The organism is Saccharospirillum salsuginis, from assembly GCF_014651855.1.
Classification (GTDB): domain Bacteria; phylum Pseudomonadota; class Gammaproteobacteria; order Pseudomonadales; family Natronospirillaceae; genus Saccharospirillum; species Saccharospirillum salsuginis.
On sequence record NZ_BMXR01000003.1, the window covers coordinates 193,544 to 220,351 of the forward strand.

The following is a 26,808-nucleotide window of genomic DNA, read 5'->3' on the forward strand; positions in this document are numbered from 1 at the left end:
AATTGGTCACGACACGCCAGTGTCGGAGAGTAGCTCAGCTTGGTAGAGCACTACCTTCGGGAGGTAGGGGTCGCAGGTTCAAATCCTGTCTCTCCGACCAATTTCAAAGCTCCACTTCTTACTCCCCAGAATCATCGCTTGTATTCCAATCCTGTCTGATCCGACCCGTCTTCTCGTGTGTCTAAGCGCACTCGGTGTGTGTATGTAAAACCGCATTGATGCACATGGAATGGCGATTAGGTTGGTATATACTTCAGGTATATCCCAAAATACGGGAGTGAGTCATGGAAAAAGCATCGGTATTCAAAAGCAATCGCAGTCAGGCGGTACGCCTGCCCAAGGCTGTCTCTCTGCCGGATGACGTCAAGCGTGTCGAGGTTATCGCGATCGGTCGTACCCGAATCATCTCGCCGGTAGGAGAATCCTGGGACAGTTGGTTCGCCGGAGAGGGAGTATCAACGGACTTCATGAGCGAACGAGACCAACCGGATGACCAGGAACGGGAGTCCTTTTAGTGCTCAAGTACATGCTCGACACCAACATCTGTATTTACACGATCAAGAACAAACCCGAGCAGGTTCGCGTCGCGTTCAACCAGCATCATGATCAGCTGTGCATCAGTACCATCACTTTGATGGAACTGATCTATGGCGCCGAAAAATCGGCTGCCCCCGACAGAAACCTGGAGGTTGTGGAAGGTTTCGCGGCGCGGCTGGAGGTGCTGGACTACAACACGGAGGCGGCGGCCCACAGCGGCCAGATTCGCGCCGAACTGGCCAGGAACGGCACGCCCATCGGTCCTTACGACCAGATGATCGCCGGCCATGCCCGGTCTCGTGGTTTGATATTAGTCACGAACAACGTTCGCGAATTTGAGCGGGTACCCGGAATCAGGGTTCAGGATTGGGTTAATCCGACTTAGAAACGCGTGGTTTTCATTGCCCAAAGCACCACAGCCTGGTCTCGCGTCGGGCCAGAGATAGCTGCAGTGTTCACTCGCGCTACACAATCCCCCCCTGAGCAGTGAGATAGTGCGACTCCTTACGTCTGATCTATTTCCAAAATTCTCTGATAGACTTTGCCATTTATACCTCCAGGCGCATTTTTATTTGACAATTATGCGCCTGGAGGTATGGTATTTCATGAGTGGCGACTATAGGTTGGTGATGAAAAGCAAGGATTTGATCAAAGAGCTGGAGGCGGCCGGCTGGGAGCTGGCGCGAGTCAAAGGCAGCCATCACCTATTTCGTCACCCTGATCATAAGGTATCCATACCGATTCCCCACCCAAAGAAAGACTTGGGTAAGGGGTTGGTGGCCGCGATCAGAAAACAGGCCGGGCTTTAGCTTGGCACACGGTACGGAGTCATAAGCCATGAAATACCCGATAGCGATTGAATGGGGCGACGAACACTCTGCCACGGGCATCATCATTCCTGATATCCCGGGCGCGATGACTGCGGGTGATAGTTTTGAGGAAGCCTATGCGTCCGCTTTCGAAGTGGCGCATATTCAGTTAGAAGAGCTTGTCGAGCGTGGTGAACCTGTTCCCATGCCGACCTCTGTGGAGCATCATCGAGGTAACCCGGACTACGCCGCCATGGGGTGGGGGCTGATCGACCTGGACGTGACGGCCTACCTGGGGGCTACTGAGAAGGTGAATGTCACCATGCCCGGAACAGTGGTACGTCAGGTTGATCAGTATGTCAAAACCCATGCCTTAAGGTCACGGAGCGCATTCTTAACAGAAGCTGCGCTGGACAAGATTAAAGGCGAAGGTCGGTCCCACCCGCAATGATCCAGGTTGATACGGGTGGGTGCGATGATAGAAGAACTCACCCGCCTATATTCTGAGCCCCGTGTACGCTCTTATGGTTCGGTATTCAAATCCACGATTGAGTCCACCCAACCTAATTCTTCAATAGCTCATCCACGCGTTCCGCCAACTCGTACACATGTCGATCATCTGCCCCCAATTCCTCCAACGCTTCCGCCAACGACAGCACATAGTCCGCATTCGATCCGCTCGGCCCATGTGACCGGGCGATCTGTTCGGCCATGTCCGCCATCGGGGCCGGGCCCAGAAAGGCAGGGTTGTCGGGGCCGGCGACGTAGACCAGTCCTTCGGCATGGTGGCCTTCCGGGAAGGTGAGGGGGGTGAAGAAGCGGAGGTAACCGTTCTTTTCCCGGTGGTCGAGGTGGGCGAAGGTATTCGGGCTGACCCGGTAGGCCATGCCCTGGCATATGGCCCCCGGGGATTCGATCAGAGTGACGACGCGTCCGGGGGCCTCGGGCGTGCCGCGATGGTCGTGCGATCCCTGCCAGAAGCGGCGTTCCCAGCCACGAATGCTGGCCGGTTGGCGCTCCAGGATGGGGAAGTCGACCTTGTAGATCAGCGAGCCGTAGCCGAACAGCCAGACGGAATCGAGATGGTCCAGTGGATGAGCGGCTTGGTTGATGTCGATGGTGTTGTTGGCCATGGCGGTTCGGGCGGGGAATGAGGCTATTATGATGCCATGCTGAGGGATGGTGAAAAGGGGCCCTCGAAACGAGGGCCAAAGTCCGCAATTGACGGAGGAAGTCAGGCTGCTGCCCGGTCGGACGCTCCACCCGGAGCCGGGCGCTTCCATCCGTCGTAGAATCCCTTACGCAAGGGTGTCGGGGTCGGATCACACTCCGTGGTCAGCAACTGAAGCGGAATCGGTCGTCCAGCTCCAGCGGCAGGATCAGGGTCCGGAAGTTCAATTGCCGGGCGCGGTCGCACAGGGCCTCGCGGGCTTCCGGATCGGTGGCCAGGGTCCAGTCGTATTCGACGTTCAGTACCGGTTTGCCCGCCTCGATAAAGGGCGTGAGTGCCTCGCATTCGTTGTAGGCGAAACATTCCTCGTTGATCGCGAAGTCGAAGTCGTCCACCAGGTCTTCGATCTGGTCCAGGTCGTTCTTCAGGGCGATGGCGAGGCCTCGGGCATGGGCTTCGCGGGCGAGAAAGCGATTGAACCCCAGTTGGTCGTCGCCGGTCAGGTTGAAGCCGGTGTGGTTGGCGTAGCCGTCGACGTTGTCCGGCTCCACGCCGTCGCACCCTTTCTCCGCGGCCAGGTCGAGCCGGGCTTTCATGATCGGTTCCAGTGAGGGGTCGCGAACGTCGAGCCAGCGTTCATCGGCCCAGCCATCCAGGGTATGGCCCAGGGATTCGGGGTTGAATTGAGCTGCATCCGGCCGCCAGTTCTCGTAGCTGCCGGCGGAGAAATAGCAGATCACCCGACGTCCTGCGTCCTGCAGGGCAGCGATTTGTTCGCTTGAAGTGTCGAACAGGTCGATGTCGTAGAGTTCGACATCGTAATCCGTGTTGATCGTTCCCTTGAGTTGCCATTGCCAGCGGACGTCCAGCGCAGGCTGGTAGCGCTGACGGTCGGCGGCGTTGTCGGTCGGGTCGGTGCCACCGGGCAGCGTCAGTGGGCAGCCGGAGAGTGATATGGCTAGGCCCAGGTAAAGCGGTGGGAGCAGAAGACCGATCCGGTTAGGCATGCATCATTTCCTTATTGACGACTGAACGGATGTGCGAGCGCGCAACGCTCAAGCATAGGATCGAACCGGGTGACGGAACAGTATTCGCTGGGCGGGGTGTGACACAGGCCCGGTTGGGAAACCGGAAGTGCGAACGGGGTCGAATTCAGGGTGTGAATGGGTCGAACCTTTTAGTAGTAGGCGGCGTCCGTGCCGCCCCGGTCGGTCAGAAATCGAAGGTGGTGACCACCGGATAGTGATCGGAAATGTCCCGCGTGTACCCGTTGTGGTACTGGTCGCCTGAGCACAGCGTCCAGTCGCCTTCCAGATAGTCCCAGTACCAGGCCGTGGGGGATTTCAGAGGGACGACCCGCATCTCGGGTGTGTTCTCGGGCTGCAAATGGTCTGCGCGCCACATCACGTAGTCCAGCGTATCGCGATAGCACATGTCGTATTCGTAGTGATAGTTGGACGCCCGTGCCATCCAGTTCGCCTCCGGATAGGACGCGGGCTCAGCGGTCGCATTGAAATTCATGCGGCTGTCGGTGACGCTCAGCATGTCCGCAATCTGGTCGGAGAGGCTGAAGGGCACGTTCATGTCGCCGGTGAGAATCAGCGGTTCATCGGCGGGGATGTCGAACCCATCGAGCCAGGTTTTCATTTCCGATAACTGTTGCATGCGAACGGTGTGTTCATCGTCATCGCCGCCGTCGTGGGTGGCCTGCAGGTGGGTAGCGACCAGGTGCACCGGCTGGCCCTGCACCGAGATTTCCGCGTACACAGCGCCCTTGTTGGACATCGCGTCCCAGGAACCCTCGGTGTAGTGACTGAACACCAGCGCATGGCGCTCCAGGATGGGATGCTGGCTGGCGATCATCACGCCGCCGCGGATAACGGTGAACCAGCTGGAACAGTCCCCGCTGATCGAATCCCAGCCACCGCCGCTGCAGGTCTTGCCGACAATGGGCGTGCGATAGGGGTATTCGGCCATGCCGGCGATGGTGTCGTAGGCTTCGTCGGTGAAGACTTCGGAATAGCCGATCGCATCGGGCAGGGAATTCAGCGAGCGCAGCGCGTCCGGCAAATGGTTGATTCGCTGCGTCTGGTCCCAGTCCTGTACCGGCAACTGCATCAGGTTGTAGCCCATGACGGTGATGGGCGGGTAGTCCGCCAGCAGGGCGGGGCTGGTGAGGGACGTGGTGAGAAGGAACAGCAGTATCCTCGTTGTTTTTATCATGGTGTGTCCTTGTTTTTGTGTGATTTTTCGAATGAACGGCCTTGTCCGGGGTTGTCCTGGCGACATCGTAAGCACTGCGGATGACGCGGCGATGATGGTTGTATGAACAGCGGTCGAATTGCAAATCGACGGACGGGACCGGGCTGTCAATCAGGATGCACGCCGGGGGTTTTGACGGGAGGCATTGTGATCGGCTCGGGGCATCACCACCGTAGCCTGAACAGGTTTTGGAAAAAGAGGTGAAACCATGAGCCATGTTCTAATCGTAGTCACCAGCTACAACCGTCTGTTGGACGGCACCCCGACCGGACTGTGGTTGGAGGAGTTCGCGGTGCCCTATCTCGCGCTGAAAGACGCCGGCCACGAAGTCTCCGTCGCCTCGGTGGCGGGCGGGCCGGTACCGATCGACCCGAACAGCCGGGCGACGGACGAGCAGGCACAGCAGTGGGCCGGAGCCATCGCCCAGTTGAACGACACCCAGCCGTTCGACCGCTTCAATGCGTCCGATTTCGACGCTATTTTCCTGCCGGGCGGGCACGGCACCTTATTCGACATGCCGTACAATTCCCGCTTGCACGAAATGCTGTACGACTTCGACGACAACGGCAAATACATCGCCGCCGTCTGCCACGCCCCCGCCGTCTTCACCGGCATGCACCGCACCGACGGCACTCCCTGGATTCAGGGGCGCAAGGTGTCCGCCTTTACCGATGCCGAAGAGGACGCGGCCGTGGGGTCGGACAAGGTGCCGTTTATGCTGGAAAGCCGTCTGAAGGCTCTGGGCGCCGAGCACGAGGGTGCCGAACCCTGGATGCCGCTGGCTGTTCAGGACGGTCGGCTGATCACCGGCCAGAATCCCCAGTCGTCCGCCGAGGTGGCGCACTGGCTGCGGACCGCGCTGGCCGCCTGATTCCGATGTGGCCGCTGCCCACCAGGGCGCCGACCACGATCAGCCCGGTGGCGAGAGCCAGTGTCGGTGTCGCCGGGGCGATACCGGCCGTGATCAGCAACAGGGTCGACAGGACCGGCGTGAAATAGGCGAGCAGCCCCAGCAGTCGCAGGTCGCCGCGTTTTACGGCGTAATCCCAGGTGAAAAAGGCGCTGCCCACGGGGCCGAGACCCAGCGCCAAAACCGCCCAGAGGCTGGCCTCCGGCGGCCAGCCCCGAGGCTCCCACAGCCCGTGGCACAGTATCGAAAGCCCGGCCGAGGCGAGACAGGTCCAGGCGACCATGGTAGTCGGTACCCGGGCGAACAGTCGGGACAGCACCGAGTACCCGCTCCAGACGAACGCGGCCGTCAGCGCCGCCATATAACCCAATCCGTACTCGCCGGACAAAGACAATCCGTTCGGTCCGATCAGCAGGGCGGCCCCCACGAACCCGGCGAAGCCGCCGACCCCGTGATGCCAGCGCAACCGTTCCCCCGGCAACAGACCGGTGAGCAACACGATCAACAGCGGCCAGAGGTAGCTGATCAAACCGGCTTCGGCGCTGGGGGCGTTCTGCTGGGCGACAAAGTAGAGGAAGTGATAGCCGAACAGGCCGCCCACGCCCAGAACCCAGACGCGGAGCGGTTGTTTCAGGTTGGCGACCAGGGCCTCACCCTGGCCACTCAGGGTGTATACGACCAGCGCCAGTACACTCGCCCCGCCGAGGCAGAGCCCGGTCAGCAGAAAGGGAGGCACCGGCCCCGCCAACTGAGTGAGCAACGCCAGGGTCGCCCAGTTTAATAGAGTGGAGACTCCCCAGAGAGTGGCGGTGTGCGAGGTTCGATGCGTCATGATGCTGTGCGCTCTGTTCCGGAAGCCACAGTCTGCCCCGGACCGGATCCGGGAACTTGCCTCAGTCGGCCATGCTGGACCGCCATTGTCGCGGGCTCAGCCCGGTCCGGTCCCGAACGCATCGGCTGAAATGGGCCGGACTTTGAAAACCGCAGTCGAGCGCGATGTCGGTGATGGTGTGGCCTGTGGTGCGCAATTCCCGCAGCGCCACGTTCACCCTCAAACGGGTCAGCCATTGGCCGGGTGTCAGGCCGGTGTCTCGCGCCAACAAGCGTCTCAACTGCCGTTCGCTCACATTCGCGGTGTCGGCCAGGCGTGTCACCGGCCAGCGTTCATCCAGCCGCGCCATGACGCGGGAAGACAGACGCGCGAGATTCAGGCGGATGCGGGGAAGGTCCAGCATCTCGGCGAGGTCGTCGTTCAGAACGTCGTTTACGCTCAGGCGGCTGGGTATCGCGGGTAATTGAGAAAAACGGATGCGATCGAACAACCTGCGTTCCTCCGGGGAGAGCATCGGGTCGGCGAGGTTCAGCGTCAGGCAGCGATTGCCCGCACCGAGGCCGAGGTAGTGATGTACGGCGCCGGCCGGAATCACACAGAGTCCGCCGCTTTGAATGCGACCACCCCGACCTTCGACCTCAATGTCGACACAGCCCTCCAGCCCCAACAACAGCTGGTGAAAGTCGTGACGATCGGTGGCGCACAGGTCGGCGTAGCGGTGTTCTTCGAAAGCGTTCATGGCGGTGACGATAATTGAAAATCCGCGTCGAGGCTATGAGATCCGCGCCAGCAGTTCAGCGATGGCGGCCTCGCCCTCGGCTTCCTCGAACTCGCGCGCCAGGACCGATTGCGCGAACGTCAGAAAGCGTTGGGCCGCCGGTGGCAGGTGGCGTTCCCGGCGTACGATGAATTGCCAGTGACTGCGCAGTGGAAACCCCTCGACCGGCAGAATGACGGTGTCCGTTTGGGCCTCGGTCAGAACGTGGCGGGACAGAACCGCCAGCCCCATTCCGGACCCCACGGCCACGCGAATGGCCTCGTTACTGGCGATTTGCAGAGTCGAGTCGAGCTGGATGCCCCGGCTTTGCAGCCAGCCATCGAACAGATGCCGGGTGGCCGACCCCGGTTCGCGCAGCAGGAACCGCTCGCTCTTGAGTGTCTCCATTGTCAGCTGCCCGGCATCGACCCAGGGGGACCGGCGAGGTGCCACCACCACCAGCGGGTTGCTCAAAAACGGCGCGGCCAGGACGGCGTCGTCGTCGGGCGGGTGGCTGAACACGTACAGGTCGTCCTCGTGCCGTTCGAAACGGTGCAGCAATTGCTGGCGGTTGCCGATCTCCACCGTCACATCCACATCCGGGTACGCCTGGCTGAACGGGCCCAGCAACCGGGGCAGGACATACTGCGCCGTGTTGACCAGTGCGATGCTGAAATGACCCCGCTCCCCTTCGCGGTAGGCGTCCAGGTACTGGCCGAAGGCGTCGGCCCGGCTGAGCAGATCCTGACTGAGCTGGTACAGCGCCTGACCGACCTCGGTCGGAAGGATTCGGCCGGCTTCGGACTCGACGATGGGTTCGCCCACGATCTCGCGCAGCCGGCGCAATTGCTGGGAGACCGTGGGCTGGGTCAGGTGCAGTCGGCGAGCGGTCGCCGAGACGGACCCGGAACGGATCACCTCAGCGTAGACCTGCAGCAGACGAATGGTAAGTTGGCGCATTTTCATGGACCCAATATAGATAATTATCTATGTAGGCGTAAATATTATTTATTTCTTTCAATTCGAGAATGCCGATAGAGTGGCGCCGAATTCAAACAGGGGAGTATGACGGTGCCGGATATCGTCGTGATGTTTTTCGTCCTGGGTGTGGTGGCCGGTGTGGTCCGGTCGGACCTGTCGATTCCCAAGGCCGCGTACGACATTCTCAGCTTGTTGCTGATGCTGACCATCGGCCTCAAGGGCGGTATGGCGCTGCACGGCAGCCTCAGCCTGTCGCTGCTGGTGGAATTGATCGGGGTGGCATTGCTGGGGGTGTTGATCCCGCTGGTGGTGTTCCCGGTCGTCCGCTATCTGGTTCGCCTGTCCCTGGCCGACAGCGCCAGTCTGGCGGCGCACTACGGGTCGGTCAGCGCCGGTACCTTCGCCGTGGCCCTGGCCTATGTCGAAACCCAGGGTTTGATCGTCGGCGGCCAGGTCACGCTCTATCTGGTGTTGCTCGAACTGCCGGCCATTCTGCTCGGCCTGCTGTTGTACCGTCGCTTCAGCGCCGACCGCGAGGGCGGCCAGTCCACCGGGTTGTGGCACGAAACCCTCACCAACCGGGGTGTCATCCTGCTGGTCGGCGGTGTCTTCATCGGCTGGTTGTACGGCCCGAATGCCGGCGCCTCGGTGACCGGTCTCTACACCAGCGCCTTCCAGGGTGTGCTGGCGTTGTTCCTGCTCGAAATGGGCCTGGTGGCGGCCGATACCTTACGCAACCTGCGCTGGCAGCATGCGCGTCTGGTCATGTTCGCACTGCTGGCGCCGACGCTGCTGTCCGGCTTCGGATTGACCATGGCCGCGTTGCTGGGATTGCCGGCCGGCTCCGCCTTGATTCTCGCCAGCCTGACGGCCAGCGCCTCCTACATCGCCGCTCCGGTCGCGATCCGCGCCGCCATACCGTCGGCCAATATCGGCCTGGCGATGCTGGCATCGCTCGGCCTGACCTTTCCGTTCAATGTGTTGGTGGGTATCCCGCTGTATCACAGCCTGTGGGGGTGGATCGCCGGTTGATCGACCGGCGCCGACCCGGACATGATCCGGGTCAAGGTTGCCGGTAAAAACTGTGTCATCGACTGGCATTCGGGCCGGGCCGCGAGTAACCTTCCAGGGAAATCATTCCGTGTGTGTCACCATGAAGGTCACCGCCCCGATCCGATACAGCCTCTTGGTTCTGCTGGTCCTGTTCCAGTCGGGCCTGGGTGTGTCTGTGTGGGCCGGAGAGACGCCCGCGTCAATGGTGGACGTTCCAGAGGCGACCTGCCTCGACCACGGCGGCGACCACTGCGACATGCTCGAATCCGCCGGTCAGTCGCGAACCGCCTGTGGCGGATCGGCCTGCGCCGCACCCTCGATGCTTCAAGCCGTGCCTCTGTTGGCCGGGGCCAACCCATGGTTAGCCCTGCAACATGAGCGCTTCCACGAACCCTTGCCTCGTTCGGGCTACCGCAACCCTCTGGAACGCCCTCCCAGCCTCTGAATCCAATTCGCGTCGATTCATAGTCCGCCCGCGTCCCTGTCGCTGACATTCGGGTCCGGACTGTACACCGTCGCGCGTGATAGACGATCGTCCAAGCCCGCTTGGACCGTTAAGAATTGGACACCGAGGTTACTTATGAAATTCCTGTTTGAACGCATTACATACCCGACACTGCTGCGCCGATCCCTTTGGCTGGTCGTCGTACTGCTCAGTACGCTGTGGGCCTCTGCGGCCCTGGCCGATCACAAATCCAATCATGTGGATGTGGTCGTCGAAGGTTTGTCGGAAAAAGCCGAGACAGGCCAGTTGGTCTTCAATCAGTCTTGCGCGTCCTGTCATGGGCTTAATGGACAAGGGTCGGATGCGGGGCCCCCGCTCATCCACTCCATCTATAATCCGGGTCACCACTCCAATAAGGCGTTCTACCGGGCCGTAACCCAGGGCGTTCAGCAGCATCACTGGCCGTTTGGCAATATGCCGCCGCAATCGCATATCGGGTTTTCCGAGATGACTTATATTCTGTCCTTCATTCGTGAAGTCCAGACCCTCAACGGCATCGAGACCGAAGCGCATCGGATGTGATGCCGCACACCCAAGGTTCGACCCGTGACATGACGATCGGGTCCACCGCTCTTCGCAGGAGGTTCGATCATGATGTTCAATATGGGATGGGGAATGCACTGGTTCTGGTGGCCTCTGGTCGCCGCCCTGGTCGTCATTCCCATGTGGCGAATATGCCAACGACTCGGTTTCCCGGGCGTACTCAGCCTGCTGATTCTGGTGCCGCTGCTGAATCTGGGTTTGCTGTATTTCATCGCGTTCAGCGAGCCTTCGGAATCGCCAAGATGACGTCGGTAAAAGGATGAACGAAATGACACTGACACGACGACAATGGCTCAAGGGTGCCGGTACGCTGACCGCCGCCTCGATGCTGCCGTGGCCGTTGCGGGCCAGTCAATCGGAGTTGCCCCTGATTCACTTGCAAGCCCGGGAAAGCACAGCGGCGTGGCTGGACACACCAACGCCGGTATGGTCCTACGCGCAACCCACGCTGCGCCTGCGACAAGGGGTTGCCCAACGCATCCGTGTAACCAATCACTTGCCGGAACCCACCACAGTTCATTGGCACGGGCTGCGTGTCGCCAATGCGATGGACGGGGTGTCCGGGCTGACGCAGGCGCCCATCGAGCCCGGTGAGTCTTTCGACTACGAGGTGATGTCGCCCGATGCCGGGACATTCTGGTTTCACAGCCACCACAATACCATCGAGCAGTTGGCTCGGGGTTTATACGGTGCCTTGATCGTCAGTGGCGACAACGAACCCGACTTCGAACAGGACTGGCCGCTGTTGATCGACGATTGGCGTCTGACTAAAAACGGCCGGATCGATCCGGCGTTCGCCAGTTTACACACCCAAGCGCATGGCGGACGGATGGGCAATGTCCTAACGATCAACCATCGGCTTGGACCCTGGCAGGGACGAGCGCGGTCCGGAGATCGTGTTCGGCTGCGACTGGTCAACAGCGCGACCAATCGTATTTTGCAGTTGCGCGCCGAATTTCCCAGCGCCCTGGTTCTGGCGAAGGACGGCCAGCCCCTGACGAGTCCGGAGCCTTTGCCGGACGTATTTATTCTCGGGCCCGGTGAACGTCTGGATCTGGGTTGGCTGGCGAACGAGACCGGGCAACTGATGGAAGTCAGTGGTCGAAAACCCTTGGTGGTTGCGCGCGTCGAAGTCGAGCCGGGTGGCGAAGCTGGAATTCCCCGTTACCCCGGCGTCATGGCGTTGCCGGTCAATCCCATGCCTGAGGTATCGGCCGATGTCACCCAGACCGTTCCCCTGAAAATGGAAGGCGGCGCGATGGGACGGCTTGAAAGTGCTCGATACGAGGGAGAAACCATGGCCTTTCGGGAATTGGTAGATCAAGGACAGGTCTGGGCATTGAGCGGTCAGGTGGGCTTGCCTGAAGAGCCTCTGTTTCGCGCACGCCAGGGTGAAACCGTCGCCCTGCAACTGGACAACCGCACCTCCTTTCCCCACACCTTGCATTGGCATGGGCATCATGTCTGGGCCGACGACCGCTGGCAGGACAGCCTCACGGTAACCCGAGGGCAAACCAAAACCGTTCGAATGGTGGCGGGTGGTCCTGGTAAATGGTTGATTCATTGTCACATGATCGACCATCAGGCGACGGGCATGATGACCTGGTTTGAAGTGGTATGACGTTACTTTTGCAACGATAGAACGGATTAAACGATATGACGATGAGAATGATCGCGGTCCTGGTCGCTATTCTGGGGTTAGCCGCCTGCTCCGGGAGCAATGAATCGGCGGATGACACCTCTAATGAAATCGATGTAACCCAGCTGTCACTGGAGCCGGAACCGGGCACCGACCGCTGGTACACCGAAGAACAGGTGAGCCGGGGTAAGGAGGTGTTCGCGGCGAACTGCGCCGGGTGTCATGGACAGAACGCCGAGTCCACACCGGACTGGAAATCGTTGGACGCCAACGGCAATTACCCACCACCCCCGCTGAACGGTACTGCCCATGCCTGGCATCATCCGTTGAGCGTACTGAAGATGGTTATCGAGGAAGGCGGCGAACCCATGGGCGGCGTCATGCCCGGCTGGGACGATACGCTGAGTGATCAACAGATCGTGGATGTGATCGCGAGTTTCCAAAGCTATTGGCCGGATAAGACCTATCAGTTATGGCTGGAACGTGAACAATCCAATCGGGGTCAGTAAGCGATGAGCGCCGGGACTCGCGTGCGTCGGAGTGTTCTGTTGCTGGCGCCTCTGACTGAATCCGACCGGATTGCGCTACAGGATTGGCCGGGCATGGGCTCGGTCGAGTGCCGGGGACGTCGACTGCTGGTGTGTTATGACGCGGCGGATGTGCAGTGGTCCGAACTGCAGCCCTGGCTGGTCGATTGTGTCGGATTGGACACGTCCGGAGCCTGGACTCGGCTCAAGCTCGCCTGGTATCGCTTTGTGGATGGCAATGCCCGCGCCAACGCCCAATCGAGAGGCGGGCATTGCTGCAACAAACCGCCGACCGTGCCCGGTCGACGTCGTTAGTGGCAACTCCAGGGTGGACGCTGGCTGCTGTCTTTGATGTTGTCATCCACAAATTCGTAGTAGGACCGTTTGGCGTTTTCCCAGGTTGAATTGTGCAGGGGAACTTGATGGGCTTCCAGTATGTCGATTAACCGATCGATATCCAGACGAGTGGCATCGTAGGCGAGCGTCAGGCGCTGTTTGACGTCATCGAAAGACACGTCGTCTATGCCAATCAGAGCATCGATTTCCGACAGGGCCGCATCTCTCAAGTGATGATCGCAAGGTGCCAAATTCAAGCGTCTGACCACCCGATGTTTGGCGCATACGCCGGGTCGATGATGAGTGCTCATGACCTTTTCCTCCATAAATCCGTTGACTCTTCGAGACGATAGACCTTCCAGCGACTTGAAGGTCAAGCGGATTTTCCCCGTGAATGAACCGAAGACGTCATGTCCTTGTCCGCATCGCAACATAATGAGCGCGCGAGCGAAGAAGATGTATCGTCCAGCAACGGTGTAAGGATTGTCTTCAGTGCCGAGAACGCCTGGTGAGGGTGGTCCACCATTTGAAAATAATTCAGATCCGATTCGGAAATCATCCCGTGACGACGCAGCGCTTCGAAGTTGATCACTTCTCGCCAAAAGTGTGAATCGTATAGCAATACGGGGATGGGTCTGGACAGTTTTCGGGTCTGACTCAATGTCAGGATTTCGAACAACTCATCCAGGGTTCCGAACCCACCCGGAAAGACAACGATCGCTCGGGCCAGATAGGCAAACCACAGTTTGCGCATGAAGAAATACCGAAATTCGAATCCCAGTTCGTCACTGATAAAGGCGTTGGGGTGCTGTTCGTGAGGCAACCCGATATTCAACCCGATCGAGTGACCACCTGCTTCGGCGGCGCCCCGGTTTGCCGCTTCCATAATGCCACCCCCACCGCCGGAACAGACGATAAAGCGGCGGGTTTGACAGGGCAGATTCATGGACCAGTGCGTTAAATCGTTCGCGAGTGTTCGGGCCGCCTCATAAAGGTGGGCTTGGTTCCCGGACTCGGACAACCGGGCGGACCCGAAAAACACAACGGTATCCTGAATGCCCGCGTCATTTAACGCGGCCAGTGGTTTGAGATATTCGGATAGAATTCGCAATGGTCGGCCGGCATCGCTTTCAAGGAATTCCAGATCCTGATAGGCAATGTCCTCATGTCTGGTCATGGCAAACTCCGCACAATGGGCGTGTATCTGTCTCGCTCAGCCAACATGCCGGTTGTCCTTGCAAGACCGGATGGAAGCGTGCTTTATTCCAGTGTATTCCGGTGCCGGGTGGGTGGGTTGATGCAGGTCAATCGCACGCAAATGAGATAGCCTGGTATGTCATGAACGGTTACTCGTGGAACGAGCATGCACTTCTTGATCCTGACCACCGCACTGGCGGGTGCTCTGCACTTTATCTGGGAAAACATCCAGTGCCCGTTGCTGTATACCCACGGCAGTTACGACGGTTCGATCTGGGGCATGCTGCAGGCAACGTTCGGGGATGTCGTCATTACCTGGTTGCTCTATGGATGGGCTGCAATCGTCGCGGGTCGTTGGCGCTGGATGGTCGGTCCGTCCGCGTTGCGTGGTTGGCTGAGTCTGGAACTCGGCGCCTTCGCGGTCGGCTTCGCCATCGAGTGGCATGCCCTGGCTACCGGACGCTGGTCCTACCTGGATACCATGCCCACTCTGACCGGCCTGGAGGTGGGTCTGGTTCCGATTCTGCAATTGATGATGCTGACACCGGTCAGCGTCGGGTTGGTGGAACTGTGGTTGAGACGAGCCGGGTCAGGGCGCTGACCCGGACCCGGCATGGGTGGATGGCTATCAATGGGAATGTTCGGCTCGCTCCAACGGTTTGTCCAGGTCAATCGCCCGCAGCCGCAGGGCATTGCCGATGACCGAGACCGAAGACAGGCTCATGGCGGCGGCCGCGATCATCGGTGACAGCAAGGCGCCGAACAGCGGGTAGAATATCCCCGCCGCCACCGGCACACCCAGCGAGTTGTAGACGAACGCGAAGAACAGGTTCTGCTTGATGTTGCGCAGCGTACCCCGCGCCAGATAGCGTGCCCGTACAATGCCGGTGAGGTCGCCTTTCATCAGGGTGATGCCGGCGCTTTCCATGGCCACGTCCGCACCGGTGCCCATGGCGATACCCACGTCGGCGGCCGCCAAGGCCGGGGCGTCGTTGATGCCGTCGCCGGCCATGGCTACCTTCCGTCCCTGGCGTTTGTACTCATCCACCAGTTTTTGCTTGCCTTCCGGCGACACACCGGCCCGGACCTCGTCGATGGACAGTTCCCCGGCGACGGCTTTTGCGGTGGTCTCATTATCGCCCGTGGCCATGACCACCCGCATACCCTGGCGCTGCAAGGCGGCGATGGCGGTGGCCGTGGTTTTCTTGATCGGGTCCTGAACCGCGATCAATCCGGCCAATTGGCCATCGACGCCGATGTACATCACGGTCTTGGCTTTTTCCCGCAGGGATTGGGCGTCCTGATCGAGCGAGGACAGGTCGATGTTGTGATCCTGGAACAAGGCGGCGTTGCCCATCAGCAGGTCGTGACCCTGTACCCGGCCGGTCACGCCCTTACCGGTGACCGAATCGAACGCCTCGGGTTCGCTCAGCTTGGCCTCGGCGTCGCGCGCCCGTGTCACGATGGCTTCGGCCAGCGGATGCTCGGAGCTGCGCTCCAGACTGCCGATCAACGACAACAGTTCGGTCTCGGAATGCTCGCCGGTAGGCCGGATGTCGGTCACAGCAGGCTGGCCTTCGGTGAGCGTACCGGTCTTGTCGACGATCAGGGTATCGATGTGGGCGAACCGTTCCAGCGCCTCGGCGTCCTTGATCAGCACGCCCGACTGGGCACCGCGTCCGGTCGCGGTCATGATCGACATCGGCGTGGCCAGACCCAGGGCACAGGGGCAGGCGATGATCAGCACCGACACCGCAGCGACGATGGCGTAGACCATGGCCGGTTGCGGCCCGACCAGGGACCAGACGATGAAGGCCACTATGGCGATCAGAACCACGGTCGGTACGAAATAGCTGGATACCCGGTCCGCCAGACCCTGAATCGGTGCGCGTGAGCGTTGCGCCTTGGCCACCATGTCGACGATTTGTGACAGCACGGTGTCGGCTCCGACACGCTCGGCCGTCATGATCAGGGTGCCTTGCTTGTTCAAGGTGCCGCCGGTCAGGCTGTCGCCCTTGGCTTTTTCGACCGGCACCGGTTCCCCGGTGATCATGGATTCATCGACACTGGAGGAACCGTCGGCGACGGTGCCGTCGACCGGGATACTGCTGCCCGGTTTAACGCGCAGCCGATCCCCGCTGTGCACCTCGTCGAGCGATATCTCTTCGTCATCGCCCTGCTCATTGATGCGCACGGCGGTTTTCGGAGCCAGATCCAGCAACGCCTTGATCGCCGAGCCGGTGCGTTCGCGAGCCCGCAGCTCTAGGACCTGTCCCAGGAAGATCAGCGTGACAATGACGGCCGCCGCCTCGAAATAGACCGGTACATGACCGGATTCCATACGAAACGCCGGTGGGAAGGCGCCCGGAATCAGGGTGGCCACCACGCTGTAACCGTAGGCGGCGCCGACCCCGAGACTGATCAAAGTCCACATATTAGGGCTGACGTTGCGAATCGACTGCCAACCACGGACGAAAAAAGGGATCGCAGCCCAAAGAATGACCGGTGTCGCCAGCACCAGTTCGATCCAGGTCACCCAGGTCTCACCGATCCAGCTCCGGACCGGAATGCCCACCAATGGGCCCATGGTGATGATCAGTAACGGGATGGACGCAATGGCGCTTACCCAGAACCGTCTGGTGAAATCCACCAACTCGGGATTGGGGCCGGTGTCTTCCTGCGACGGGTTCATCGGCTCCAACGCCATGCCGCATTTCGGGCAACTGCCGGGTCCGTCCTGAACAATTTCCGGATGCATCGGACAGGTGTATTTCACGCCTTCCGGCGCCTGGGCCTGTGCGGGTTGTTCTCCCAGATAGTTCTCGGGCGCTTGTTCAAATTTATGGTGACAGTGGTCGGAACAAAAGTAGTAGGTTTGGCCTTCGTGACGGGATACGGCGGCCGGTTCGGCGCGATCGACGCTCATACCGCACACCGGATCCGTCGCTTCCAGGTAGGCCTCGGGATTCGCTTCGAACTTTTGCTGGCAGCGTGGGCCGCAAAAATAGTAGCTGTGGCCCTGGTGTTCGCTGCGGGGACGATCATCCGACGCCGTAACGGCCATGCCGCACACCGGATCGTGTAACGCTCGGTCCGTTTCCACGGCCTCCGAACGGGAGTGTTCTGTATGTGTTGCCATCATAACTCCTTGGGTTGTCGCCCGTGTATGGAATCGATCCTTAAGGTAGACCTTATAGTTCCTGGAAGGTCAAGTGACCTTTTAATGTAGTCGCCATAAAAAGGATTGCACCGACGGTTCTGCGAAATGAGCGCCAAAGCCGATTTACAATGTGTATTGATCGGGTGCCGCGACATAGTGTTTTGGGTCGGCGATGAAGCGTTCCCGGCATCTCGAGGAGCAAAAAACATACTCCCGGTCCTGATGCAGAAAGCGATTCGTAGCGGTTTGACGATCCACCCTCATACCGCACACCGGGTCGCGAGCCCATTCGTATTCTTGTGGCGGACGATCCCGAATCGCGCCGTCTTCGAGCCATAACACCCGATCGGCCACCTCTTCGACTCTGGGATCGTGGGTGACGATCAGGACGGATTTACCTTCGTCCCGGGCGATATCGTGCAGGATCATCATCACTTCCTGGCCTCGGGCCGAATCCAGGTTTCCGGTGGGCTCGTCGGCCAGGATAACCGGCGGGTCGTTGATCAGCGCCCGGGCGATGGCGACCCGTTGTTGTTCACCACCGGACAGCATGGCGGGCAGAGCGTCCCGACGGTGACCGAGGCCCAGTCGATCCATCAATCGATCGGCCCGCTCGCGTGTCGTGTCCGAGACCCCTTCGCCGAACCGAGCCGGGAATAGAATATTGTCGCGTGCCGACAAAGCACTCATCAGATTGAAGGCTTGAAATACAAACCCCATTCGCCGGGCCCGGAACCGCGCGATCCGCCGGGATGACATCTGTTCCAGGGGCTGGCCGTCGATGGCGATGGTGCCTTGATCCGGTTTCAATAAAGCGCCCAGCATGGACAACAGCGTTGTCTTGCCCGAGCCGGACGGACCCATGATCAGGACCAATTCGCCACGGCCGATACGCAGGCTGACCTGGTTTACGGCACGCACCTGGGTTTGGCCCCGGCCGAAGGACTTTACCAAACCATTTGCTGCAATCAACTGGGGGGATTCGACAGTCATTTGAATACCTCGGCGGGATCGACTCGTAGGACGCGGCGTACTGGTATCACTGTGGCGATCACGGCTATGATCAGTGTCAGCACGGCGTTGCGCTGGAAACTGACCATGGGGAGATGAATCGCCACGTCCGGACGCCACCGGGCCAATAAAGGTTCCAATGGAATCGCACACGCCACGGACAGTGCGAACCCCAACGCACTGAGCAACAACGCCTGTATCAAAATGGCGAACAACAGTTGCGCATTGCCGGCGCCGACGGCTTTGGCGATGGCCAATTCCGCCCGGTATCGCGCCACCAGGAGAGTGACAAACCAACTGACGACCAGCATCGCCACCAAGGCGCTGACAACCGACATGATCGCGATCAATTCGCCGCCCATTTGCAGGGCCAGGGTTTGGTCGTTGGCGAGAAATCGCGCCTGTTCGGTCACCGAGACACCATCGATTCGGCGCCGGATGTCTTCGGAGACATTCGCGGGAGTGAAACCGGGAGCCAGGTCGACCAGAACGAACGAGACGGCGCTGCTCAGATCCAGGCGATCGCGCAACCAATCCAGGTCGACGAAGGCAATGGAGTTCGCCATCGAGAAGTACCCCTCCACGATTCCAGTGATACGGACCGGTTCGTTGGCGACCTGGATGATATCGTCGATATCGACCTGGAATTTGCGAGCCAATGCCCGCGGAATGATCACTTCGCCCGGGCCTGGTGATGCCTGGCCCTGTACGGGTTGAACCGGTTCCGTGCGTTCGCTGTTGGTGCCCACGATATACGCGAAAGTCTGCTGATCGCCGTGGGCGACGAACCCATTGATGTAGAGCAAGGGTGTGGCCATGCCCACACCCGATATGTCCGGTATGGCATAGGCGTCCGCGACATTGATGAACGACGTGCTCATATGCATGTTGGTGACCCCTTCCTGTGCGACCCAGAGGTCGGGGCTGAGATCGCGCGGGTAGGCGATCACCTGGCGCGACTCCCCGACGAACATGCCTTCGACCAGCGTCGCCAACAGCAGTGAAAAGGCCACGCCGAGTATGACCGCCAGAGCGAACCGGCGATCCCGCCACAGTGTTTTCAATGCCCAGTCAACCATGGCTCCCCCGAAACACGATGGCCGGATCGGCGCGTGCGATATAACGCAGGGGCAGCAGACAACCGGCCAGACCCGCTGCGAGGCTGGCCAACCAGGCGTTCAGCAGCACCGGGAGGCTGAACACATCGACCCGAAACAAAGGAGACAGCCATTCGATCAACTGCCCGGTGGCCCAACTGACGGCGACCGCGACGGGCATGGCCAGGCAGACGATCAGTGCGCATTCCAGTGTCAACTGCACCATCAACCAGCCGGAGGACACGCCGAGCGCTTTCTGTACCCCGTATTCCCGTTGACGCCCCAAAGCCTTGGCGTACATCAGCAGTCCGAAGGTCAGAACCGCGATGATGAAACCGATCTGCACCAACAGGATCAACGCCGGATCGAGCATGCGCTGCCCGACCCTTCGATCGGCCCGGGCCAATGCCTCGGGTGTCATCAGGCTGTATTCGGTTCCGAATCGTCCTCTTAGAACGCTTTCCGCGCCGGGGTCGAGGTCCACCAGAAAGGCGCTGAGGAAGATCATCGCATCCGGTGCGATACGGGTCCCCTGCTGGAAGTAAACGTCCAGCAAGCCGTCGTAGTCGATGTAGACATAGGGCGCGAAGGGCGAGGCGGTTTCCCGGGTGGTGCCGGTCAGGGTGAAGTCGAAATCGAACAGGGGGACTGTATCGCCCGGTTCGAAGCCGAGAAAACGCGCCAGTCGATCGTCCATGACCAGGCCGGTACCGGACGCCTTGTCCGGTCCGGTGCCCCGGACCAGATCACGCGGCCCCCCGGCCGTTTCAAAGACGATGACCTGTATCGGTGTCTTGCGGTTTTGGGCGTCCAGTATGGCCGGTATGGAGGCGAGCGGATGGACGGCTTGAACGCCTGGTACTTGCTCCAGCTCCTTGCGCAGATACTGCGGCAAAATGGAGCGGACCAGGGCCAAATTCCGAACCCCCTTCTCAAGCATAACCAGTTCGGCGGGCAACCCGGCGGGAAACCGTTCAAGATCGTCGTAGATACCGACTCTCAACCCCTGGAATGTCACCAGCAGGCTCACGACAAAGCCGGCCACCAGAATGCCCAGTACGGCCTGGATCGGCTGAGTAGCCAGCTCACGGGTCGCCAGGTAAGCGCTGAACGCCAGAGATTGGATCGGGTTGGCCATGGACGAAACCGCCTCCTTCATCGTTGCCGATGACTGGCTGAATGTAAGCCAGATTGGCACACAACAGGAGGAGGGTGTTGATGCAAGTCAACCCGAAGCAATTTGGACAACCGGCTGAATGCATGGCGAGAAACGGTTACCGAGACAATTCTTTTGAATTGGAAAACCTATGCGTTTTTATTCTATGGGGACTTTAAAGAGCATGACCTGCATCAATTCAATATGGCCATCCAGGAACTAGGCTGGGTGCGTGGTTGGGAACTGGGTATGCTTTCTTCAGCTAACCCGACCTCTGGTTATAAAATGAGGTTATGATGACACGAGAAGAAGACCGTACACCGCAGTATCGGAAAAACAGTCTGACCCTGGTCGGGACCGTGGCACTCGGTACGGGCGTCATGATTGGTGCCGGTATCTTTGCCCTGACCGGTCAGATGGCGGAACTCACCGGTGCCCTGTTTCCGCTGGCCTTTCTCTCGGCTGCGGTTATCGTGGCTTTCAGCGCCTATTCCTACGTCAAAATGTCCAATGCTTACCCTTCGGCGGGCGGCATCGCCATGTATTTGTACAAGGCCTACGGGAATACTCTGCCCACCGCCTTCAACGCGCTGCTGATGTATTTCTCAATGGTGATCGCCCAAAGCTTCCTGGCTCGGACATTCGGAGCCTATACCTTGCAACTGTTCGATATCAGCGACAGCAGTCAGTGGGTGTCGTACCTGGGGGCCGGCCTGATCATAGCCGCCTTTCTAGTGAACCTGGGCGATAACCGCTATATACAAGGCGTGGCCTCACTGATGGGATTCGTCAAAATTGGCGGCATCGTGTTGTTCGGGCTGGTGGGCGTGTATGTCGCCGACAGCGTTGAGATGCGAATAGCGGTCAACTCTCCGAACGAAAGTATCAGCGGCTTCATTGCCGCAACAGCCCTGGGCATTCTCGCTTTCAAAGGCTTTACCACCATTACCAACAGCGGTGCCGAGGTTAAAGACCCGCACCGTAATGTGGGGCGAGCCATCATCATATCCATAATGCTGTGTGTGGTGGTCTACGCCCTGGTGGGGTTCGCCGTGGCCAGCAACCTGTCTTTGCAGGAGATTGTCGCTACCCGCAACTACTCGCTGGCGGCGGCCGCTCGTCCCGCCATGGGTGACCTGGGCTTGTGGTTCACCGTCCTGCTGGCGGTGATAGCGACAGCGGGCGGTATTCTTGCCAGTATATTCGCGGTATCGCGGATGTTGGCCATGCTGACCCAGATGAAACTGGTACCTCACAGCCACTTCCACATGCCTGGCAGCATACAGCGGCACACGTTGGTGTATACCGTTGTGCTGGGCCTTATTCTGACGCTCTTTTTTGATCTGACCCGGATAGCCGCACTGGGCATTATCTTCTACCTGGTGATGGATATGGCGGTGCACTGGGGGATCTTGCGTTACCTGCGCCGGGATATCGAGGCCAATAGCTTGATGCTGTTAACCGCGATTGGGCTGGACGCTGTGGTTCTGGTGGGGTTTGTTTGGGTCAAGGTCCAGAGCGATTTGTTGATTATTGTCGTGGCAGGTTCCGCAATGGCCTTGATTGCCCTTGGGGAAGTGCTGTTTCTTCGCAGAGCCCCACAATTGGCTATTGAGGGTGGTTCTAACGGTCACGATTCTTGAACGACCGGTGAAGGCTCATTCGATTAGGTGCCAGCAGCCTTTGGAGCGAAGTAAAACGTATAGGGGGATGGTTATGGAGATTCGAACATTTGAAGAACTGATCGACTGGACTCGAATGTTGCACGCGAATTTGGCGGCCTGCTTAAGTCATTGCAGTACCTCACAGGAGGAGCGCGCCCGTCTTCTAATGGACTATCTATCCGAACATGAAGCGAAGTTGGAAAAGGTCATTGGTGATTACGAGCGACAGGCTCCAGCACAGGCTCTACGTACCTATGTGTACGATTATCTAAAGCATTCACCCCTGAAACCTCATGAAGATTGCGATAAGTCCTTCGCCGATCTGGATTATCACTCGATCATCAAGCTCGTCATCGATTATCACGATCAAATCATGGCGCTCTACCAGGCATTACTGGCTCGGGTGGAGATTCCTGAAACGCGCGATCTGGTCCAGTCGTTACTGGAACTGGAAGAACATGAAAGCATGCGGTTGGTTCGACAGACTGGGCGGATGGATGATCTTTAAAGCAGATCATGGTTGTTGCCCACCGGGTTTCCGTTGCCGAATCAAGGTGGCCACCTGTCGAAGCAGCGGAATGCCCTACCTGAACGATAGGGCGGGGCAACGGGCTCAGTGATTTTGAGCGAGCGTCTCTTTCGACACCTCGATCCGGGCGTTCATGCCCGCCTCATAGTGGCCGGGTATGTTACAGGCCGCTTCGAAGGTGCCTTTTTCGGAAAACGTCCAGATCAGTTCACCGGTTTCGCCGGGTGCGACGGACACGGCGTTGGGGTCGTTGTGCTCCATCATGCCACCCTCGGCCATAGCGTCCATCATGGCGTCGCGATGCTTTGCATTGCCCTGGACGGTATCGATGACGAATTCATGCGGCATCTGGCCGGAATTGGCAACGACAAATCGAACGGTCTCGCCCGGTTGAATGGCCCAATCGTCCGGATTAAACCGCATCCGATCGGAGGCTTCGACCCGGATGACCCGGTTTACGGCGTGTTCCGTTCCAGGCTGACCCGCCGCAAAGCTGGCTTGATCGTTGTCTCCATGATCGTCCGAGTGGCCAGGGCCTGCGAACGCCAGCGTGGATAGGCCAAAGGTGAGGACGGTGAGTGTCGTTTTCAAAAGCATGTTCAGTGTTCCTTAAACAGAGTGTTTCGGTCGGTATTCGTTCGTACGGATGCGGAGCGAACCACCACTAGTTCAGGAATACGCAATTCACCAAATGGACCGATGGATCCGAACACCATTGTTCATTTCTGGGTGTGGGAAGGTTTGATAGAGTGCGGGACGGGCTGGAAGCACCCGTCGGAAACCCGGCGTGCTCATCGTTAAGCTCCTGACTTGTCAGGGGCGATTCGGTGGACGATGCCGGTAAAGGCGCGGCCTTCAGTGCGTGGCAGGGTTCCGATGAATGCGCATCGGCCGCATCGGTCGAAGCCTCGTGACCGCTAACCGGATGTGCGTGGTCGTGGACGCTGGCCAGACTGTCACACACCGGCAGGACAATCAGCAATAAGCCGATTGCCAGGGACCCGGTGCGGCGCATAGCCGACGTTAACCACGACAGTTGTCCGAAACGTCGGATCATGGAAGTAGAAGCCAGTTGGAACGTGCAACCGGCATCTTCCAGTCTGGTTGCAGACAGTCAAGCAAGGCGGTCACAGTTTACACAACTTTGCCGTTCGCAAGTGGATTCTGTCGTCGGACTGTTCGACATTGGTCCGGCCACTCGACTAGATAGCCATCACAGCCTTGTTCAGCAGATCCCGTACCTGGCCGGCGACGGCTTTCAGCTCATCGTTGTCAATGGCGCTCATCGATGCCACCGGGTCGACGGCACTGACCTCGACGCCGTCTTCTACAGATCGAAGAATCACATTGCACGGCAGCATGGCCCCCACGCGTGGCTCAAGACCGATGGCTTCATAGGCCATGGTCGGGTTACAGGCCCCGAGAATTCGATAGGGCGGCATCTCCTTGTCCAGTTTCTTTTTCATCGTGGCCTGGACATCGATCTCGGTCAGTACGCCGAAACCGTGGTCGGCGAGGGCCTGGCGGGCGCGTGCGTCTACGGTTTCGAAATCGGCATCCTGTATCAGACGGTTTAGGGTGTAGCTCATTGGGTCATCCTCCATGGGTGGTCCACTTGGGCGATTGTCACGCCATCACAGTGACAATGAAGGGTATCCGGGTCGCTTTAAAGGTTTGTATTTGTAAATACTAATATAAAGTCCGAACAGTCAAAGGCCGTTTCAGGGTCATGAGCACCGGGTTCTCTGGTGTCAGCGCTTGCGTCGGGCCAGTTCCCGGTACAGAGCCTCCGGGCTGACTCCGATTTCATTGGCGACCGATTTCCAGGTGGAGGGCGATTTTTCCGATTCGGGATCCAGGGCGAACCAGGCCTCCAGGCGCTCCTGTACGGTTTTCAGGGAAAGGATTTCCGCCCGAGTCCGAGCGGCCTGAAGGCTGTGCGTGAGCCACTGAGACCAGGCCCGGATCGCATCGGGATCGGCGGAGATTCGGGCCTGGACGGCGCCCCGTTCGAATCGGGACAGCCGTGAAGGGCCCATCGAGATCGCATCGCAATGGTAACGGTCGGAGAACATCGACCCTTCCGCGACCATCGAATCGGGTCCCGACCGACTCATAACCAGTTCCTGGCCGGCTTCGAGGTGACGGATCAAATGCACCTCCCCGGCTCGAACAATGTACAACCATCGAATCGGATCGCCTCTGGAAAACAGTCGCTGCCCTTCGTCGAGGTCCAGAATGTCCTCGGATAAACCGTCAAGCAGGCGTAAAGGAAAGTGAGACATGATAACTATCTTGTGGCGATCAAGATCCCAGTGCAAGGATAGCGGCTCGATCCATCGATAGGAGCGTTATCATGTCGGTACGAACCCTTGCTTTGATTCTCGCCTTGTTATTGGCCGCCGGTGTCCAGGCCGAATCGTCGGCTGGCCACGATATGCATGATGTTGGCGGCCATGCGGGACACCAGCCCGCGTCGGTCGCTCGAATGGTCCCTACAGAGCCGGGGCAATCCGCGTTCGCCACCATCCAGGAAATAGTCGGACTGCTTGAAGCAGACCCCGAGACCGACTGGAATCGGGTGGACATCGAACGATTACGGCAACATCTGATCGATATGAACAATGTAACGGTAGCGGCCCATGTCGACTCGGAGCGGGTCGATGGAGGCATCCGCTTCCGCGTAACCGGTGATGCCCCCGGGGTGACCGACAGTATTCAACGCATGGTGTCCAGTCACCTGCGCTCGGTGGGCGAGTCCACCGGCGATCGATACGATCTGGATGCCACCGACGAGGGGGTCGTCCTGACTCTGATGACCTCCGATGAACGTCGGGAGCAACGGTGGGCGGCATTGGGGTTCATCGGTTGGTTGTCTTCCGGTATGCACCACCAGTCCCACCATTTAGCGTTGGCGAGAGGGCAGAGCCCGCATTGAGTCAGGAGCCGGACTGATAGTTGATATAAGTCAGTATGGGCGATTAGGCGAGGGGTATCGTGAAGGTGTTCGATATCCGATAAAGGAGGACAGTACCATGAAACGTTTACTTACGACGCTTGCGCTGACAGCCATAATGGCTCCGCTGGTTGCGGGCACCGTGTTCGCGCATGGCGGATCCGGTTCCGGAGGCAGCATGATGGGCAATGGCTCCATGATGGGCGGCGATTCCATGATGGGACCGGGCATGATGGAGGATTATTCCGATGAACAGTGGAATCGATTCGACCGGTCATTTCGGGACATGAACCGGTTGATGGAGCGAATCCATCAATCCGACGACCCGGAAGAGCACTATCGCCTGATGCACGACCACATGCATGAGCTCCAGAACGGCATGATGATGATGGGCGAGGGCTGGCGCATGGGCTCACCGGATAACGGCGGAGACACTGACGATTGGGACGGTCGGATGCGAAACATGGAGCGGCAGATGTTCCTGATGCAGCAAATGCTGAATCAAATGATCGAACGCGAAGCGGCCGAGTATGACGAGGGTGGCGAATAGCCGACCCCAGGGAGCGCGGTCGCGGACGGCTCTGCGGCCAGTTTTCGAGCCATAGGCGGGAGAGCCCAACAAGACCGTGATCGGCACTGGCAAGTCCCCGATCCGGTGATAGACTTTTCCATGCCCGCACAACGCGTCATTCAAGCGAATGAGGAGGGCCCATCATGATCAACGACAAACTGCGCAGTTATCTCGACAATCAGTCCGTTCCCTACCAAACCGAACCCCATGAACCGACCATCGACGCCAGCCGAACGGCGCAGGCGGCCCATGTCCCCGGCCGCGAATTCGCGAAAACCGTGATCGTTAAGGCGGATGGGCGGATGCTCATGGCCGTATTGCCGTCCACGGACCAGGTTCACGTGGACGAGTTGCGCAAGGCACTGGGTGCCAGAGAGCTCGAACTGGCCAGCGAAGACGAAATCCGGTCCGCCTTCCCGGACTGTGAAGTCGGCGCCATGCCACCATTCGGCAACCTCTACAACATGGACGTCTTCGTCAACGAACACCTCAGGCAGGATGAACAGATCTGGTTCAACGCGGGCAGCCACGACGAGGTGATGAGGATCAGCTGGAAGGATTTCGACAACCTGGTACACCCTCAGGTGTTGCACTTCTAACTCAAC

33 protein-coding genes and 1 tRNA gene are annotated in these 26,808 nt (G+C 59.3%); 19 read left to right on the forward strand and 15 right to left on the reverse strand.

The features are described from left to right. Positions 1–23: 23 nt before the first annotated feature. The 5 genes from IE111_RS07070 (at position 24) to IE111_RS07090 (ending at position 1,797) form a co-directional block, all read left to right on the forward strand. A tRNA-Pro gene (locus IE111_RS07070) sits at positions 24–100 on the forward strand. 184 nt (positions 101–284) lie between these two features. Next, positions 285–515: a type II toxin-antitoxin system VapB family antitoxin gene (gene vapB / locus IE111_RS07075; protein WP_189607848.1), complete on the forward strand. Its 231-nt coding sequence runs from the start codon at positions 285–287 to the stop codon at positions 513–515. After that, positions 515–922 (forward strand): type II toxin-antitoxin system tRNA(fMet)-specific endonuclease VapC, encoded by a 408-nt coding sequence (vapC, locus tag IE111_RS07080; RefSeq protein WP_189607849.1) that lies wholly within the window; start codon positions 515–517, stop codon positions 920–922. Before vapB ends, vapC begins: the two co-directional genes overlap by 1 nt. Positions 923–1,142: 220 nt before the next feature. Further along, the gene (locus IE111_RS07085; RefSeq protein ID WP_229805272.1) at positions 1,143–1,346 is read left to right on the forward strand and encodes a type II toxin-antitoxin system HicA family toxin; all 204 of its coding nucleotides are present in this window, start codon (positions 1,143–1,145) and stop codon (positions 1,344–1,346) included. 28 nt (positions 1,347–1,374) lie between these two features. Further along, positions 1,375–1,797: a type II toxin-antitoxin system HicB family antitoxin gene (locus IE111_RS07090; RefSeq protein WP_189607850.1), complete on the forward strand. Its 423-nt coding sequence runs from the start codon at positions 1,375–1,377 to the stop codon at positions 1,795–1,797. A gap of 112 nt (positions 1,798–1,909) precedes the next feature. On the opposite strand, the gene IE111_RS07095 is transcribed toward IE111_RS07090, so the two are convergent. The 3 genes from IE111_RS07095 to IE111_RS07105 form a co-directional block, all read right to left on the reverse strand. Continuing rightward, complete coding sequence (locus tag IE111_RS07095) at positions 1,910–2,479, reverse strand: gamma-glutamylcyclotransferase (RefSeq protein ID WP_189607851.1); 570 nt, start codon at positions 2,477–2,479, stop codon at positions 1,910–1,912. Positions 2,480–2,681: 202 nt separating this feature from the next. Continuing rightward, the gene (locus tag IE111_RS07100; protein WP_189607852.1) at positions 2,682–3,524 is read right to left on the reverse strand and encodes an endo alpha-1,4 polygalactosaminidase; all 843 of its coding nucleotides are present in this window, start codon (positions 3,522–3,524) and stop codon (positions 2,682–2,684) included. Positions 3,525–3,729: 205 nt separating this feature from the next. Further along, positions 3,730–4,740, reverse strand: coding sequence for a sphingomyelin phosphodiesterase (locus IE111_RS07105; RefSeq protein ID WP_189607853.1), 1,011 nt, complete (start codon positions 4,738–4,740; stop codon positions 3,730–3,732). A gap of 247 nt (positions 4,741–4,987) precedes the next feature. On the opposite strand from IE111_RS07105, the gene IE111_RS07110 reads away from it, so the two are divergent. Then, positions 4,988–5,650, forward strand: coding sequence for a type 1 glutamine amidotransferase domain-containing protein (locus IE111_RS07110; RefSeq protein ID WP_189607854.1), 663 nt, complete (start codon positions 4,988–4,990; stop codon positions 5,648–5,650). Here the strand turns inward: IE111_RS07110 and yddG are convergent. The 3 genes from yddG to IE111_RS07125 all read right to left on the reverse strand — a co-directional run bounded on the left by yddG (position 5,583) and on the right by IE111_RS07125 (position 8,238). After that, positions 5,583–6,521 (reverse strand): aromatic amino acid exporter YddG, encoded by a 939-nt coding sequence (yddG, locus tag IE111_RS07115; protein WP_189607855.1) that lies wholly within the window; start codon positions 6,519–6,521, stop codon positions 5,583–5,585. The genes IE111_RS07110 and yddG overlap by 68 nt on opposite strands. Before the next feature lie 61 nt (positions 6,522–6,582). Then, positions 6,583–7,260 (reverse strand): helix-turn-helix transcriptional regulator, encoded by a 678-nt coding sequence (locus IE111_RS07120; protein ID WP_189607856.1) that lies wholly within the window; start codon positions 7,258–7,260, stop codon positions 6,583–6,585. Positions 7,261–7,293: 33 nt separating this feature from the next. Beyond that, positions 7,294–8,238: a LysR family transcriptional regulator gene (locus IE111_RS07125; RefSeq protein WP_229805273.1), complete on the reverse strand. Its 945-nt coding sequence runs from the start codon at positions 8,236–8,238 to the stop codon at positions 7,294–7,296. Positions 8,239–8,349: 111 nt separating this feature from the next. On the opposite strand from IE111_RS07125, the gene IE111_RS07130 reads away from it, so the two are divergent. The 7 genes from IE111_RS07130 (at position 8,350) to IE111_RS07160 (ending at position 12,841) form a co-directional block, all read left to right on the forward strand. Further along, positions 8,350–9,291: a sodium-dependent bicarbonate transport family permease gene (locus IE111_RS07130; RefSeq protein WP_189607858.1), complete on the forward strand. Its 942-nt coding sequence runs from the start codon at positions 8,350–8,352 to the stop codon at positions 9,289–9,291. 121 nt (positions 9,292–9,412) lie between these two features. Continuing rightward, the gene (locus IE111_RS07135) at positions 9,413–9,757 is read left to right on the forward strand and encodes a hypothetical protein (protein ID WP_189607859.1); all 345 of its coding nucleotides are present in this window, start codon (positions 9,413–9,415) and stop codon (positions 9,755–9,757) included. A 135-nt stretch (positions 9,758–9,892) separates the two neighbouring features. After that, a complete protein-coding gene (locus IE111_RS07140) occupies positions 9,893–10,339 on the forward strand; it encodes a c-type cytochrome (protein WP_189607860.1) in 447 nt (148 codons plus the stop codon). A 69-nt stretch (positions 10,340–10,408) separates the two neighbouring features. Then, positions 10,409–10,606, forward strand: coding sequence for a hypothetical protein (locus IE111_RS07145; RefSeq protein WP_189607861.1), 198 nt, complete (start codon positions 10,409–10,411; stop codon positions 10,604–10,606). Positions 10,607–10,628: 22 nt separating this feature from the next. Beyond that, positions 10,629–11,981, forward strand: coding sequence for a multicopper oxidase family protein (locus tag IE111_RS07150; RefSeq protein ID WP_189607862.1), 1,353 nt, complete (start codon positions 10,629–10,631; stop codon positions 11,979–11,981). A 35-nt stretch (positions 11,982–12,016) separates the two neighbouring features. Beyond that, positions 12,017–12,508, forward strand: a complete 492-nt coding sequence (locus IE111_RS07155; protein ID WP_189607863.1) for a c-type cytochrome — start codon at positions 12,017–12,019, stop codon at positions 12,506–12,508. 3 nt (positions 12,509–12,511) lie between these two features. Further along, complete coding sequence (locus IE111_RS07160) at positions 12,512–12,841, forward strand: hypothetical protein (RefSeq protein ID WP_189607864.1); 330 nt, start codon at positions 12,512–12,514, stop codon at positions 12,839–12,841. Here IE111_RS07160 and IE111_RS07165 read toward each other — a convergent pair. Next, on the reverse strand, positions 12,838–13,173 hold the full coding sequence (locus tag IE111_RS07165; RefSeq protein ID WP_189607865.1) for a cation transporter: 336 nt from the start codon (positions 13,171–13,173) through the stop codon (positions 12,838–12,840). The two genes, IE111_RS07160 and IE111_RS07165, sit on opposite strands and share 4 nt — an antisense overlap. 62 nt (positions 13,174–13,235) lie before the next feature. Beyond that, positions 13,236–14,039, reverse strand: a complete 804-nt coding sequence (locus IE111_RS07170; protein WP_189607866.1) for an LOG family protein — start codon at positions 14,037–14,039, stop codon at positions 13,236–13,238. 186 nt (positions 14,040–14,225) lie between these two features. On the opposite strand from IE111_RS07170, the gene IE111_RS07175 reads away from it, so the two are divergent. Beyond that, positions 14,226–14,660 carry a hypothetical protein gene (locus IE111_RS07175; RefSeq protein ID WP_189607867.1) on the forward strand — a complete coding sequence of 145 codons (435 nt, stop codon included), beginning with the start codon at positions 14,226–14,228 and terminating at the stop codon, positions 14,658–14,660. A gap of 27 nt (positions 14,661–14,687) precedes the next feature. Here IE111_RS07175 and IE111_RS07180 read toward each other — a convergent pair whose 3' ends face one another. The 4 genes from IE111_RS07180 to IE111_RS07195 form a co-directional block, all read right to left on the reverse strand. Continuing rightward, positions 14,688–17,198 carry a heavy metal translocating P-type ATPase gene (locus IE111_RS07180; RefSeq protein ID WP_229805274.1) on the reverse strand — a complete coding sequence of 837 codons (2,511 nt, stop codon included), beginning with the start codon at positions 17,196–17,198 and terminating at the stop codon, positions 14,688–14,690. Positions 17,199–17,342: 144 nt separating this feature from the next. Continuing rightward, complete coding sequence (locus tag IE111_RS07185) at positions 17,343–18,212, reverse strand: ATP-binding cassette domain-containing protein (RefSeq protein WP_189607869.1); 870 nt, start codon at positions 18,210–18,212, stop codon at positions 17,343–17,345. Next, positions 18,209–19,309, reverse strand: a complete 1,101-nt coding sequence (locus IE111_RS07190; RefSeq protein WP_189607870.1) for an ABC transporter permease — start codon at positions 19,307–19,309, stop codon at positions 18,209–18,211. The genes IE111_RS07185 and IE111_RS07190 overlap by 4 nt, the downstream gene beginning before the upstream one ends. After that, complete coding sequence (locus IE111_RS07195) at positions 19,302–20,465, reverse strand: ABC transporter permease (RefSeq protein ID WP_189607871.1); 1,164 nt, start codon at positions 20,463–20,465, stop codon at positions 19,302–19,304. Before IE111_RS07195 ends, IE111_RS07190 begins: the two co-directional genes overlap by 8 nt. Positions 20,466–20,779: 314 nt before the next feature. Between IE111_RS07195 and IE111_RS07200 the strand changes: the two genes are divergently transcribed. Then, positions 20,780–22,126, forward strand: a complete 1,347-nt coding sequence (locus IE111_RS07200; protein WP_189607872.1) for an APC family permease — start codon at positions 20,780–20,782, stop codon at positions 22,124–22,126. A 73-nt stretch (positions 22,127–22,199) separates the two neighbouring features. Beyond that, a complete protein-coding gene (locus IE111_RS07205; RefSeq protein WP_189607873.1) occupies positions 22,200–22,655 on the forward strand; it encodes an ATPase in 456 nt (151 codons plus the stop codon). 105 nt (positions 22,656–22,760) lie between these two features. Here IE111_RS07205 and IE111_RS07210 read toward each other — a convergent pair whose 3' ends face one another. The 3 genes from IE111_RS07210 to IE111_RS07220 form a co-directional block, all read right to left on the reverse strand. Beyond that, complete coding sequence (locus IE111_RS07210; RefSeq protein ID WP_189607874.1) at positions 22,761–23,273, reverse strand: cupredoxin domain-containing protein; 513 nt, start codon at positions 23,271–23,273, stop codon at positions 22,761–22,763. A 605-nt stretch (positions 23,274–23,878) separates the two neighbouring features. After that, positions 23,879–24,265, reverse strand: coding sequence for a DUF302 domain-containing protein (locus tag IE111_RS07215; protein ID WP_189607875.1), 387 nt, complete (start codon positions 24,263–24,265; stop codon positions 23,879–23,881). A 162-nt stretch (positions 24,266–24,427) separates the two neighbouring features. Continuing rightward, positions 24,428–24,961 (reverse strand): Crp/Fnr family transcriptional regulator, encoded by a 534-nt coding sequence (locus IE111_RS07220; protein WP_189607876.1) that lies wholly within the window; start codon positions 24,959–24,961, stop codon positions 24,428–24,430. Between the two features lie 71 nt (positions 24,962–25,032). On the opposite strand from IE111_RS07220, the gene IE111_RS07225 reads away from it, so the two are divergent. The 3 genes from IE111_RS07225 (at position 25,033) to IE111_RS07235 (ending at position 26,802) form a co-directional block, all read left to right on the forward strand. Beyond that, entirely contained in the window at positions 25,033–25,614 is a 582-nt protein-coding gene (locus tag IE111_RS07225; protein WP_189607877.1) for a hypothetical protein, read from the forward strand. 97 nt (positions 25,615–25,711) lie between these two features. After that, positions 25,712–26,182 carry a hypothetical protein gene (locus tag IE111_RS07230; protein ID WP_189607878.1) on the forward strand — a complete coding sequence of 157 codons (471 nt, stop codon included), beginning with the start codon at positions 25,712–25,714 and terminating at the stop codon, positions 26,180–26,182. Between the two features lie 164 nt (positions 26,183–26,346). After that, positions 26,347–26,802 (forward strand): aminoacyl-tRNA deacylase, encoded by a 456-nt coding sequence (locus IE111_RS07235; protein WP_189607879.1) that lies wholly within the window; start codon positions 26,347–26,349, stop codon positions 26,800–26,802. Positions 26,803–26,808: the final 6 nt, after the last annotated feature.